At 61.8% G+C, this 12,258-nt stretch carries 11 protein-coding genes and 1 pseudogene; 4 read left to right on the plus strand and 8 right to left on the minus strand.

The annotated features are described in order from the left end of the window. Positions 1 to 35: 35 nt before the first annotated feature. Both erdR and PP4_RS20835 read right to left on the minus strand, forming a co-directional pair. Positions 36 to 685 (minus strand): annotated as a pseudogene (erdR, locus tag PP4_RS20830) (response regulator transcription factor ErdR). 176 nt (positions 686 to 861) lie between these two features. After that, on the minus strand, positions 862 to 1,572 hold the full coding sequence (locus PP4_RS20835) for a tRNA-uridine aminocarboxypropyltransferase (protein WP_016501134.1): 711 nt from the start codon (positions 1,570 to 1,572) through the stop codon (positions 862 to 864). Between the two features lie 218 nt (positions 1,573 to 1,790). Between PP4_RS20835 and PP4_RS20840 the strand changes: the two genes are divergently transcribed. Beyond that, positions 1,791 to 2,210, plus strand: a complete 420-nt coding sequence (locus tag PP4_RS20840) for a quorum-sensing-regulated virulence factor family protein (RefSeq protein ID WP_016501135.1) — start codon at positions 1,791 to 1,793, stop codon at positions 2,208 to 2,210. A 15-nt stretch (positions 2,211 to 2,225) separates the two neighbouring features. Here the strand turns inward: PP4_RS20840 and PP4_RS20845 are convergent, their stop codons facing one another. Further along, the gene (locus tag PP4_RS20845; RefSeq protein ID WP_016501136.1) at positions 2,226 to 2,435 is read right to left on the minus strand and encodes a hypothetical protein; all 210 of its coding nucleotides are present in this window, start codon (positions 2,433 to 2,435) and stop codon (positions 2,226 to 2,228) included. Between the two features lie 160 nt (positions 2,436 to 2,595). On the opposite strand from PP4_RS20845, the gene PP4_RS20850 reads away from it, so the two are divergent. Next, on the plus strand, positions 2,596 to 3,714 hold the full coding sequence (locus PP4_RS20850) for an LOG family protein (protein ID WP_016501137.1): 1,119 nt from the start codon (positions 2,596 to 2,598) through the stop codon (positions 3,712 to 3,714). Between the two features lie 134 nt (positions 3,715 to 3,848). On the opposite strand, the gene recX is transcribed toward PP4_RS20850, so the two are convergent. The 4 genes from recX to PP4_RS20870 all read right to left on the minus strand — a co-directional run bounded on the left by recX (position 3,849) and on the right by PP4_RS20870 (position 7,115). Further along, a complete protein-coding gene (gene recX, locus PP4_RS20855; RefSeq protein WP_016501138.1) occupies positions 3,849 to 4,319 on the minus strand; it encodes a recombination regulator RecX in 471 nt (156 codons plus the stop codon). A 20-nt stretch (positions 4,320 to 4,339) separates the two neighbouring features. Then, positions 4,340 to 5,407, minus strand: a complete 1,068-nt coding sequence (gene recA / locus PP4_RS20860; RefSeq protein ID WP_016501139.1) for a recombinase RecA — start codon at positions 5,405 to 5,407, stop codon at positions 4,340 to 4,342. Between the two features lie 103 nt (positions 5,408 to 5,510). After that, entirely contained in the window at positions 5,511 to 5,993 is a 483-nt protein-coding gene (locus PP4_RS20865) for a CinA family protein (RefSeq protein ID WP_016501140.1), read from the minus strand. A gap of 54 nt (positions 5,994 to 6,047) precedes the next feature. Continuing rightward, positions 6,048 to 7,115, minus strand: coding sequence for a hypothetical protein (locus PP4_RS20870; protein WP_016501141.1), 1,068 nt, complete (start codon positions 7,113 to 7,115; stop codon positions 6,048 to 6,050). 187 nt (positions 7,116 to 7,302) lie between these two features. Between PP4_RS20870 and mutS the strand changes: the two genes are divergently transcribed. Together mutS and fdxA are read left to right on the plus strand one after the other, a co-directional pair. Continuing rightward, positions 7,303 to 9,876: a DNA mismatch repair protein MutS gene (gene mutS, locus PP4_RS20875; RefSeq protein ID WP_016501142.1), complete on the plus strand. Its 2,574-nt coding sequence runs from the start codon at positions 7,303 to 7,305 to the stop codon at positions 9,874 to 9,876. A 140-nt stretch (positions 9,877 to 10,016) separates the two neighbouring features. Beyond that, positions 10,017 to 10,340 carry a ferredoxin FdxA gene (fdxA, locus tag PP4_RS20880; RefSeq protein WP_012270863.1) on the plus strand — a complete coding sequence of 108 codons (324 nt, stop codon included), beginning with the start codon at positions 10,017 to 10,019 and terminating at the stop codon, positions 10,338 to 10,340. Positions 10,341 to 10,455: 115 nt separating this feature from the next. On the opposite strand, the gene PP4_RS20885 is transcribed toward fdxA, so the two are convergent. Continuing rightward, complete coding sequence (locus tag PP4_RS20885) at positions 10,456 to 11,874, minus strand: IS1182 family transposase (protein ID WP_016498256.1); 1,419 nt, start codon at positions 11,872 to 11,874, stop codon at positions 10,456 to 10,458. Positions 11,875 to 12,258: the final 384 nt, after the last annotated feature.

The raw sequence follows: 12,258 nt of genomic DNA on the forward strand, positions 1-12,258 counted from the left end.
CGGCTCGGGTCAAAAAAGCGTGAAGCCACGCGCAGTCAGTTGCTGGCAACCGATTCAAGTTGTTGCAGCAGCAGCGCGGCCTGGGTGCGGGTACGCACGCCCAGCTTGCGGAATATTGCGGTCACGTGGGCCTTGATCGTGGCCTCGGAGACACTCAGTTCATACGCGATCTGCTTGTTCAGCAGGCCTTCACAGACCATGGTCAGCACGCGGAACTGCTGCGGCGTGAGGCTGGCCAGCCCCTCGCTTGCGGCCTTGGCCTCGGCCGAGACATCGACCTTTTCGAACGCCTGCGGCGGCCACCAGACCTCGCCATCGAGCACCTTGCGCACGGCATCCTGGATCACTTCGAGGGTGCTGGACTTGGGAATGAAGCCACTGGCGCCAAACTCGCGGGACTTGACCACCACCGCGGCCTCCTCCTGTGCGACACCATCACCACAGGGATCTGCGGGTATTGCCCGCGCAGCAGTACCAGCCCGGAAAAACCATAAGCACCCGGCATGTTCAAGTCCAGCAGCACCAGGTCCCAGTCGGCTTTTTCGCTCAGGCGGGTTTCCAGTTCGGCAATGCTCGCGACTTCGACCAGGCGCACATCCGGGCCCAGGCCGAGGGTAACGGCCTGGCGCAGGGCGCCACGAAACAACGGGTGGTCATCGGCAATCAGGATTTCGTAAGTGGCCATCGATCTAAGGATCCTGTTCTATGCCAGACGCTCGGGGAAGAGAAGCGCCCGGCGGGGAATCGGCGCCAAGGATGTCGAGCACGGTCAAGGGTGGTCAAGCCATTCGCCCTGCCGTCTCGCCCCCCTGGCTGCCAGCCCCGTCATTATGAACCAAAGCAGGGGTTGTGCCCCTTGGACTATAGGAAGGTATGCAAACGCTGATGGGTGTCGTCCTGATCATCCAGCGGCAGGCGCCGCTTGCCGCTCAGGTAATGCAGGCTGAACACATCCAGGTAGGCATCCAGCGCCTGCGAGGCCTGGCTGTCGCCGGCCAGGTCCAGGCACATGGCTGCGACCTCTGCCGTGCAGAAGTGATCGTCGCGCTTGGAGCGCCGCAGGCGATAGCGCGACATCTGCTCGGCCTGCAGGCTCAACACCGGAAAGCGGTCCAGGTACGGGCTTTTGCGGAACATCTTGCGGGCTTCGGTCCAGGTGGCATCCAGCAGGATGAACAGCGGGCGCTTGCCCGGCTCGCGCACCACCTCGCTGACTACCCGCTGCTCGGCCACGAACTCACCGGGGAAGACGATATAGGGCTGCCAGCGCGGGTCGTCCAGCAGGGCCAGCAAGCGCTCGTCGACCGAGGTGCGCTGCCAGCCGAAGGCCCAGGTGTCTTCGATCAGGTCGGCAATAAGCCAGCCGGTGTTGGTGGGCTTCAACGGTTCGGTGTCATGCATCAGCAGGCACACACCAGACTCGGCCTGCACCCGAGGCTTCCAGGCACACAGGCAATGGGTGGCGATGACCCGGCAATCCGCGCAGCGCTCGGCACGCGAGCCACGGGCGATGAAAGGCTTGTTGCTGCGGGCCAGGCGTTCGGCGCGCAGCCGCGCTACCGCGTGGCTCATGCCGGCAGGCCTCTGGACAGGTAGGAAATGGGCACAAGGATGACTCGGAAAAAACAAGACGCCCAGTTTAGCAGAACAGGGGCCATTTACTGTGCAGCTGGCGAGGTGCCCCTTATAATCGACGCTTACCGTGCCCGAACCTCGCGCTCGCGCGACTTTCACGGAACGCCGTCGACCGGCGCATGTCAAAGCGCCAGTCATCGAACCAGGAGAGATTCATGCTGCGCCTTATCGTCCCCGCCCTGAGCCTGCTACTCGCTCTGCCCCTGGCAGCCCAGGCAGCCTCCAAGCAGGATTACGACCTGAACAGGACATTGCAGAAGGTTGCCAAAGAAAGCAGCGTCGGTACCCCGCGCGCGATCAACGAGGACATCCTCGACCAAGGCTACACCGTGGAAGGCAAGGCACTGGTCAACCACCTGAGCGTACGCCAGAGCCATGCCGAGCGCATGCAGGCCAATCCCGCGCAGGTACGCAGCCAGCTGGGCGACAGCGTGTGCCGCAACAGCGGCTTTCGCAACCTGATGTCCAAGGGCGCGGTCATGGTCTATCGCTTCACGGTGTACAAGACCAACCAGCCGATCATGGACCAGGCATTCGACAGTGCCAGCTGCGTGGCCGGCAACAAGAAGAAGTAACAGCAGCCGTTCAAGCTATACCTTTTCGTCCTCGCGGGCGCGCCAGCGCCCTTCGGCCGCATCGGCGCGCATCTCGGCCAATAACGCCTGCAAGTAGCGCGACTGGCACTCCAGCCCCGCCAACCTGCGGCAGCACTCGTCCTCAAGGCTCAAGTGATGCACCTGAGCCGCACTTTCCAGCTGCTGATAGAGCTGCCGGTCAATCTCGATGATCAAGCGATGCATACCGCCACCTCCTGCATCGATACGTTTCGCTTTACCAGTTAACCAAACCCCTGCTGCCGGTGGCCACATACCGACGGGCGGCTGCGCCAAACAGCCCGGCACGATCCTGCGCAAGGGTCTAGATTGAGGTCAGAGGTATTGGTGCAGAAGGAGACGTTGCATGCCTTACCAAGCGAATGAACTGCTGTTCAGCCACTTCCGTGACAACAACATCGACCTGAGCAACATCGACGCACAACTTCAACTGGTAGCCCCCGACAGCCCCAACCTGCCGCTGTACCGCGACATGATGCTGACCGTCCTGCGCATGGCCCATGACGACAGCGACCGCTGGAGTGCCAAGATCACCCTGCAGGCGCTGCGCGAACTGGACCAATCGTTCCGCACCCTGCAGCGCTACAAGGGCCGGCGCAAGGTGACCGTGTTCGGCTCGGCACGCACCCCGCTGGAGCACCCGATGTACGCCCTGGCCCGCGAGTTGGGCGCTACCCTGGCGCGCTCCGACCTGATGGTCATCACCGGTGCCGGCGGCGGCATCATGGCTGCCGCCCACGAAGGCGCTGGCAGCGACCACAGCCTGGGTTTCAACATCACCCTGCCCTTCGAGCAACACGCCAACCCCACCGTGGGCGGCACCGACAAGCTGCTGCCCTTCCATTTCTTCTTTATCCGCAAGCTGTTCTTCGTCAAGGAGGCCGATGGCCTGGTGCTGTGCCCGGGCGGCTTCGGCACCCTGGACGAAGCGCTCGAAGTGCTGACGCTGATCCAGACCGGCAAGAGCCCGTTGGTGCCGGTGGTGCTACTGGACTCGCCCGGCGGCAGCTTCTGGCGCGACTGCCTGGACTTCATCAGCCGCCAGCTGGAAGAAAACCGCTACATCCTGCCCAGCGACCTGAAGCTGGTGCGCCTGGTGCACAGTGCCGATGAGGCCGTGGAGGAAATCAACCAGTTCTACAGCAACTACCACTCCAGCCGCTGGCTGAAGAACCAGTTCGTGATCCGCATGCACCACCCGCTCAGCGAAGCAGCGCTGTTTGATATTCAGGAAGGCTTTGCCGACTTGCGCCTGAGTGGCAAGTATCACCAGCAAGCGGATAGCAGTGCCGAACATGAAGTGGGCAACTTCAACCATTTGACCCGGCTGTCATTCGCCTTCAATGGCCGCGACCAGGGCCGGCTGCGCGAGCTGGTGGATTTCATCAACTTGCCGGAAAACTGGGCCAAGCCTCAGCCAATGCATACCACGCAGCGGGCCAGGGAGGCGTTGAAGGTGAGCTGATGCCGCTTGAGATTCGCTTGCTGCACTGCACCTGTGGGAGCGGGCGAGCCCGCTCCCACATGGATTGCGTCAGCTTTCTGATTTCAAGTCAGACCTTAACCATGCGAGACCGCCTACAACTGCAGATCTGGTGGTCAGTAATCGTCGAGATCACGTCCACTGAGCAGGCGGCCGATCATGTCCATGGGGAAACCCCGGTAAGCCAGAAAACGGGTTTGCTGGGCACGGCTGCGCGGATCCTGCGGGTGCTGCCCGGCAAACTTGCGCTGCCACACATCACGCATGCGCTCGCGCCAGTCCACCTCGCTCTCGCGCAATGCCTGCTCGATATCAGCACGCGCCAGGCCACGCTGGCCCAGCTCCTCACGAATACGCGAAGGGCCATAGCCAGCGCTGGAACGGTACCTGATGAAGCTTTCGAGGTAGCGGGCTTCGCAAAGCAGCCCTTCTTCGGCGAGCCGGTCGAGCTCAGGCTCGATCAGCTCATCCGAAGCGCCGCGCTGACGCAACTTGCGCGTCAGCTCGACGCGACCGTGCTCACGTCGCGCGAGCAGGTCCATGGCTGTCCGCCGAATGGCGACGGGGGTGTCGAGTACGGCGGACATATTGGCTATCTACCGCGCAATCAATAACCGGCTTCGGCGTCAGCCACATCGTCGGCGCTGGCATCAACGGCGGCAGCTTTGTTGGCTTCAGCGGCAGCACCGGCTTTCAGCAGCTTCTCACGAATCTGCTTCTCGATCTCGGTACCAATAGCCGGGTTCTCGGCCAGGTATTTGGCAGCGTTGGCTTTGCCCTGACCGATCTTGTTGCCCTGGTAGGCGTACCAGGCACCCGACTTCTCAATCAGGCCTTGGGACACACCCAGGTCAATGATCTCGCCATTACGGTAAATACCTTTGCCGTACAGAATCTGGAACTCGGCCTGACGGAAAGGCGGCGAAACCTTGTTCTTGACGATCTTGACGCGGGTTTCGCTACCGACCACCTCGTCGCCTTCCTTGACCGCACCGGTACGGCGGATGTCCAGACGCACCGAGGCGTAGAACTTCAGGGCGTTACCACCGGTGGTGGTTTCCGGGCTGCCGAACATCACGCCGATCTTCATACGGATCTGGTTGATGAAGATGACCAGGCAGTTGGCGTTCTTGATGTTACCGGTGATCTTGCGCAGGGCCTGGGACATCAGGCGAGCCTGCAGGCCCACGTGCATGTCACCCATTTCGCCTTCGATCTCGGCCTTGGGTACCAGCGCGGCCACGGAGTCGACGATGATCACGTCAACGGCGTTGGAGCGCACCAGCATGTCGGTGATTTCCAGGGCCTGTTCGCCGGTGTCCGGCTGCGAGACCAGCAGGTCGTCGACGTTGACGCCCAGCTTGCCGGCGTACTCAGGGTCGAGGGCGTGTTCGGCATCGACGAAGGCGCAGGTGGCACCGCTTTTCTGGGCTTCGGCGATGACCGACAGGGTCAGCGTGGTCTTACCCGACGATTCCGGGCCATAGATCTCGACGATACGGCCTTTTGGCAGGCCGCCGATGCCGAGGGCAATATCCAGGCCAAGGGAGCCGGTGGAGATGGCCGGAATGCCTTGGCGCTCCTGGTCACCCATGCGCATGACTGCGCCTTTGCCGAATTGGCGTTCGATCTGACCCAGGGCCGCAGCCAAGGCGCGTTTCTTGTTGTCGTCCATTGAAATCCTCACGTGTTCGACTTGGCCCTGATGGCCGGAATACCTGTATAAGTAGCCAGTATTATTCCACAGGCAGGCGCTCGCGCAAACCCCTGTCGTCGATTTACTCGGCACCAAGCTGTAACAAGCCGTCTAACGCGGCGCTCACCGTCTGTCGGCGCACCGCTTCGCGGTCACCCTCGAACTGGCGGCGCTCGCTGAACACCCGGTTGCCGTCACCCCAGGCCAGCCATACGGTACCTACCGGTTTGGCTGGCGAACCACCGTCTGGCCCGGCCACGCCGCTCACCGCCACGGCAAAGCGCGCGCCGCTGGCGGCCTGGGCACCGCGTACCATGGCTTCGACCACTTCCTGGCTTACTGCGCCCACCTGGCCGAACAAGGCCTCGGGCACGCCCAACAGGCGGGTTTTCTGGGCGTTGGAATATGTCACGTAGCCAACCTCGAACCAGGCCGAGCTGCCAGGTATACGGGTGATGGCTTCGGCAATGCCACCGCCGGTGCAGGATTCGGCGGTAGCCACCTGTGCATTGAAACGGCGCAGGTGTTCACCCAGGCGGGTGGCAAGTGTGGTGATCGGGTCCATGTCGGGCTCCTGGAAGGCTAATCTCTACCCTATCACCCTGTCGCGGCCCCTGGCTCAGGAAACCTTCAGGCTCTCCCGGGCCATTTCGCTGAACGCACGCTGGTCACGCCGCCCCAGGCGCGGCAGCCCTGCCGGCCATTCCTGGTTCCAGTCGATACCACCTTGCTTGCGCATGTCATCAATCGCCGAACGCCACCAGATCACCTTGCAGGCACGCTGGTAGTCGTCGCCGCTCATCACACTGCCGTACAGCAGCTTGCGGCCGATGCCACGCAGCTCCCGAGGCACACGCTTGAGGCTCCACTTCACCGAAAGCCGCGCCAGCCACGAAGGAACAGGGCGATGTGCCGGCACCTTGAGGGCCAGCCTTGGCATCTGTGGATGGAAGCCCTCGCCGTGCCTGGCGAAGAAAATTTCCAGGATGGCATGTACGTACTGCTTCATCGCGAAGTAATGGCTGATCACGCCACGCGCTTCATTGACCTGCGCCCCATGCAACTCGAAAGAAAAGGCGATCTGTTCGATGGTGTGCAGGTCATCGGTATAAGGTGTCCAGGCATCGATCCGCGGGATGGCGCGTTCGGCAATGCCTACATTGCAGCGGGTGAAACCCATGACCCCGCTGTTGCACAGCCGCAAATCATCAGCCGGCGCATTTCCTGCCTCGTCGAGCCCTGCGCTGAAGCGAAGGTAGTCGCTGTGGCGCGAAGCTTCGGCCCAGCTCTTTTCCACTTCATCGACCAGAAACTGCCCGGCATCGACCTGGCTAAACAGCTTCAGCGGCGATTGCAGGAACACCGTATCGGTATCGATGAACACGGTCTTGTCCGCCCACTGCCCGGCCTGGGCAATGGCGCAGGCCTTGCGCCGGTGGGTGTAGCCGCCGTCACCGGTCCAGGCCTGCAGGGTCTGCTCGTCCAGGGTGATCACTTCCACCGGCCAGCCGACAAAGGCCTGTGGCTGGTCGGTAAGCACACGGATCACCGGTAGCTCTGCCGGCTTGCAGCGCGCCACGGCGGTGAGGATGCTGAGTTTGGCCTCCAGCTGATAGATACGGCGCTCGCCGTACAGGAGGTAGATCAGCTGTTGCTTTACATGAGGGACAGGGCTGGACACATTCATCGTGCAGGTCACGGCTACAGGCGTTCGTCAAGGGGCGCGCATTCTAGAGGGTAACGCCGCGCAGCTCCACCATTGCCCACCAGGCTACGCGCACACGCCCCGAAGCCTGCGCCTGCATCGCAACAAAAAAGCCTGTACCATTGCGGGTTTACCATCGCCAACCAGATCACCCGCTGTAAGGCCCTGAATGTCAGATCTTTCCGCACACACCCCGATGATGCAGCAGTACTGGAAGCTGAAGAACCAGCACCCGGACCAGCTGATGTTCTACCGCATGGGCGACTTCTACGAAATCTTCTACGAAGATGCGAAGAAGGCCGCGAAACTGCTGGACATCACCTTGACCGCGCGCGGTCAGTCGGCCGGCCAGTCCATCCCCATGTGCGGGATTCCGTTCCATTCGCTGGAAGGCTACCTGGCCAAGCTGGTCAAGCTGGGCGAATCGGTGGTGATCTGCGAACAGATTGGCGACCCGGCCACCAGCAAGGGCCCGGTGGAGCGCCAGGTGGTGCGCATCATCACCCCAGGCACGGTCAGCGACGAGGCGCTGCTGGACGAGCGTCGCGACAACCTGATTGCCGCGCTGCTTGGTGACGAACGCCTGTTCGGCCTGGCCGTGCTGGACATCACCAGCGGCAATTTCAGCGTGCAGGAAATCAAAGGCTGGGAGAACCTGCTGGCCGAGCTTGAGCGCCTCAACCCGGTCGAGCTGCTGATCCCTGACGACTGGCCACGCGACCTGCCCGCCGAAAAACGCCCGGGCGCCCGCCGCCGTGCGCCGTGGGACTTCGACCGCGATTCGGCGCGCAAGGCCCTGTGCCAGCAGTTCGCGACCAAGGACCTCAAGGGCTTTGGCTGCGACAAGCTGACCCTGGCCATCGGCGCCGCCGGCTGCCTGCTGACCTACGCCAAGGAAACCCAGCGCACCGCCCTGCCGCACCTGCGCAGCCTGCGCCACGAACGCCTGGACGACACGGTCATCCTCGATGGCGCCAGCCGTCGCAACCTGGAGCTGGACGTCAACCTGGCGGGCGGGCGTGACAACACCCTGCAATCGGTGGTCGACCGCTGCCAGACTGCCATGGCCAGCCGCTTGCTGAGCCGGTGGCTGAACCGCCCGTTGCGCGACCTCAAGGTATTGCAGGCACGCCAGGACTCGATCCGCTGCCTGCTCGACAGCTACAGCTTCGAGAAGCTGCAGCCGCAGCTGAAAGAAATTGGCGACATCGAGCGGATCCTCGCCCGAATCGGCCTGCGCAATGCCCGCCCTCGCGACCTGGCGCGCCTGCGCGATGCATTGGGTGCCTTGCCCGAACTGCAGAATGCCATGAGCGAGCTGGAGGCGCCGCACCTTGCGCGCCTGGCGGCCATTACCGGCACCTATCCGGAGCTGGCCAGCCTGCTGGAGCGGGCGATCATCGACAACCCGCCAGCGGTGATCCGCGACGGCGGCGTACTCAAGACCGGCTATGACAACGAGCTGGATGAGCTGCTGGCGATCAGCGAGAACGCCGGCCAGTTCCTGATCGACCTGGAAACCCGTGAAAAGGCCCGCACCGGCCTTGCCAACCTCAAGGTCGGCTACAACCGCGTGCACGGCTACTTCATCGAGCTGCCGACCAAGCAGGCCGAGCAGGCGCCGGGCGACTACATCCGCCGTCAGACCCTCAAGGGCGCCGAGCGCTTCATCACCCCCGAGCTGAAAGTGTTCGAGGACAAGGCGCTGTCGGCCAAGAGCCGCGCCCTGGCCCGTGAGAAGATGCTCTACGACGCCCTGCTGGAAACCCTGATCAGCCACCTGGCGCCGCTGCAAGACAGCGCCGCCGCCCTGGCCGAACTGGATGTGCTCAGCAACCTGGCCGAACGTGCGCTGAACCTCGACCTGAACTGCCCGCGCTTCGTCGACGAGCCGTGCCTGCGTATCGAGCAAGGCCGCCACCCGGTCGTGGAGCAGGTACTGACCACGCCGTTCGTGGCCAACGACCTGGGCCTGGACAACAGCACGCGCATGCTGATCATCACCGGCCCGAACATGGGCGGTAAGTCCACTTACATGCGCCAGACCGCCCTGATCGTGCTGCTGGCGCACATCGGCAGCTTCGTGCCGGCGGCCAGCTGCGAACTGTCGCTGGTCGACCGCATCTTCACCCGCATCGGCTCCAGCGACGATCTGGCCGGCGGGCGTTCGACCTTCATGGTCGAGATGAGCGAAACCGCCAACATCCTGCACAACGCGACCGACCGCAGCCTGGTGCTGATGGACGAAGTGGGCCGCGGCACCAGTACGTTCGACGGCCTGTCGCTGGCGTGGGCTGCCGCCGAGCGCCTGGCCCAGTTGCGCGCCTATACCCTGTTCGCCACCCACTACTTCGAGCTCACCGTGCTGCCGGAGAATGAGCCGCTGGTGGCCAACGTGCACCTGAATGCAACCGAGCACAACGAGCGCATCGTGTTCCTGCACCATGTACTGCCTGGCCCTGCCAGCCAGAGCTACGGCCTGGCCGTGGCACAACTGGCTGGGGTGCCGGGGGTCGTGATCCAGCGTGCTCGCGAACACCTGGCGCGCCTGGAAACCACCAGCCTGCCGCATGAACACGCCCCGGCCGAAAAGGCCAGGGATGTGCCACAAGTACCGCACCAGAGCGATCTGTTCGCCAGCCTGCCACACCCGGCCATCGAGAAGCTGGGCAAGCTGCAGCTGGACGACATGACCCCGCGCCAAGCTATCGAAATGCTATATCAACTAAAGAACCTGTTATAACGGCGCCCACTACAAGCTGGTAGAATCCGCCGCGGTTTGCTGGTGCTGCAGGTTATTAGCCTGGCCTGCAGCCACATACCTGTAAACCGCGCGGCCCTGAGAGGAAGGGCCGCCGCCGTCGCCTGAGGAGAGAACTAGAAATGACCTTCGTCGTCACCGACAACTGCATCAAATGCAAATACACCGACTGCGTGGAAGTCTGTCCGGTGGACTGCTTCTACGAAGGCCCGAACTTCCTGGTCATTCACCCGGACGAGTGCATCGATTGCGCGCTGTGCGAACCGGAATGCCCGGCGCAAGCCATCTTCTCGGAAGACGAAATCCCTGCCGGGATGGAGAACTTCATCGAGCTGAACGCCGAACTGGCGGAAGTCTGGCCAAACATCACCGAGCGCAAGGATGCCCTGCCTGACGCTGAAGAGTGGGACGGCAAGACTGGCAAGATTGCAGACCTGGAGCGCTGATAGCCCCCGGACACGAAAAAGGCCCCTCGCAGACTGTGTGAAAACGCACTGGTAGGCCCTATACCAAACGCCCCGACTTGTTCGGGGCGTTTGTTTTTGTGCTGAAAAAGGCCCTTCAGCCCATCAGTTGCATGATTTGCTTGGCACCCAGGACACTAATCGCCCGCTTGAGGTTGTAAGCGGTCACAGCGAGAGCCATTTCAGCTCTTGTGCCTGCGAGTTGTCGCAGCAGGAAGCGCCCGTTGCCAAACAGCCATTGTTTGAGATTGCCAAACGGGTGCTCCACGATGGATCTGCGCCGTTCCATCATCTCTGGATGCATCTGCATCCGCTGCGCCATACGCTCAAAGGCTTCCTCTTGAGCGTGGCGCGAGACATAGCGGCGCTTGGCCGTCGTGCATTGGGATTTCAGCGTGCACCCGGCGCAATCACTGATCGCCGCCTGGTAGATCCGGTCGCCCTTGTGACGCTGCTTCAGCGTTAGCCACTGCCCTGCCGGGCACTGGTACCGATCCTGTTCGGCGTCGTAGGTAAAGTCCTTGCGCTCGAATAATGCCTCACCGCCTGGGTTCGAGGTTCGGTTTGGCGGAACGTACGCGGTAATGGAGGCTTCCTCACATGCCTGGAACTGCTGGCCATTCGAGTAACCCATATCAGCTGTAACGGTCAGCGCTTTCTGTTTCAGCTCAGCCTTGGCCGCTTTAGCCATGGGTTCAAGCTGCTTGCGATCATCGCCCTCTTGCGTCACCTCGTGATGCAAAATCAGGCAGTGTTCTGCGTCAACGGCGGTCTGCACGTTATAGGCAACCCGCGCTCCTTTGGGAGTGCGCATCATGCGGGCATCGCTTTCGTGCGTGTTGAATTGCTCCAGCCCCATTGATTTCATCAAGGCCTGGCAAGTGCGGTTGTCTTGCTGCTTGGCCTCAAGCTTCGCCAAGGCCGCTTTGATCGCAGTGCGATCGACCACTTGCTCGCCCTCAGACTTGTCAGCGGCATCCAGATCAGCCAGATATTGGGCGATCCGCTTGTCCAGTTTCTCATCCTGACGCTTGAGTTGACTCAGGTTCAAATGGCGCCGGGGGGAAGCGACCGCCTGAAACTTGCTGCCGTCGATGGCAACCAAGTCACCAGCAATCAAACCGGCGGTTCGGCAGAACTGTACAAACGCCCGGCACGTCGCAACGAAAGCGGCTTTGTTGTTCTTGCGAAAGTCAGCGATGGTCTTGAAGTCAGGTTTGAGCCGGTTGATCAGCCACATCACCTCGATGTTGCGCTGGCACTCGGCTTCCAAACGCCGCGAGGAACGGATGCGCTGAAAATAGCCATAGAGGTAGAGCTTGAGCTGATCGGCGGGGTCGTAGGCGGGGCGCCCTATGGCCTTGGATTGCGCTTTTTCGAAGCCGAGCTGGCCCAGGTCGAGCCTGGCGACATACAGGTCAATGACCCGTACGAGGTGATCTTCCGGGATCAGCTCCTCCAGCGAGACCGGGAACAGACTGGTCTGGCTGCGAGACTCTCCTTGTATGTAGGCCATAACGAAAAATGCTCCGTATCTTCCGATACGGAGCATTCTCTTAAAGGGCCGGGCAGAATGCTAGGTTTTCACACAGTCTGCTCGGGGCCTTTTTTGTTTTTCTGCAGACAAAAAAAAGGGGCGGTTTGACCCGCCCACATTTTTTTCCGTAGTCCCTGCTTGTCCCAAACATCTTCCTGATGAAATCGCTTCTTGCGATGTCCTTGGCCTTCGTCCTGAATGCCTGTGCATGTCCCTGTGCACAGTTCGAATACTAGCGGGTTCAGCCGGGCGGGCAAGCGCGAGACCTCACAAGGTATTGCAGGGAACACATTTCCTCACAACCGAATAAGCCATGCTTTTCAATGGGTTGTAAAAATACAGGGGCTGAAAACGACAATGATT

This window comes from Pseudomonas putida NBRC 14164 (genome assembly GCF_000412675.1).
Lineage (GTDB): Bacteria > Pseudomonadota > Gammaproteobacteria > Pseudomonadales > Pseudomonadaceae > Aquipseudomonas > Aquipseudomonas putida.

Coding starts and splice junctions, on each gene's coding strand:
- PP4_RS20885 (WP_016498256.1), bottom strand. CDS start 11,874: ATGGCCTACATACAAGGAGAGTCTCGCAGCCAGACCAGTCTGTTCCCG.
- mutS (WP_016501142.1), top strand. CDS start 7,303: ATGTCAGATCTTTCCGCACACACCCCGATGATGCAGCAGTACTGGAAG.
- PP4_RS20845 (WP_016501136.1), bottom strand. CDS start 2,435: ATGCATCGCTTGATCATCGAGATTGACCGGCAGCTCTATCAGCAGCTG.
- PP4_RS20865 (WP_016501140.1), bottom strand. CDS start 5,993: ATGGACCCGATCACCACACTTGCCACCCGCCTGGGTGAACACCTGCGC.
- recA (WP_016501139.1), bottom strand. CDS start 5,407: ATGGACGACAACAAGAAACGCGCCTTGGCTGCGGCCCTGGGTCAGATC.
- PP4_RS20840 (WP_016501135.1), top strand. CDS start 1,791: ATGCTGCGCCTTATCGTCCCCGCCCTGAGCCTGCTACTCGCTCTGCCC.
- PP4_RS20835 (WP_016501134.1), bottom strand. CDS start 1,572: ATGAGCCACGCGGTAGCGCGGCTGCGCGCCGAACGCCTGGCCCGCAGC.
- PP4_RS20870 (WP_016501141.1), bottom strand. CDS start 7,115: ATGAATGTGTCCAGCCCTGTCCCTCATGTAAAGCAACAGCTGATCTAC.
- PP4_RS20850 (WP_016501137.1), top strand. CDS start 2,596: ATGCCTTACCAAGCGAATGAACTGCTGTTCAGCCACTTCCGTGACAAC.
- recX (WP_016501138.1), bottom strand. CDS start 4,319: ATGTCCGCCGTACTCGACACCCCCGTCGCCATTCGGCGGACAGCCATG.
- fdxA (WP_012270863.1), top strand. CDS start 10,017: ATGACCTTCGTCGTCACCGACAACTGCATCAAATGCAAATACACCGAC.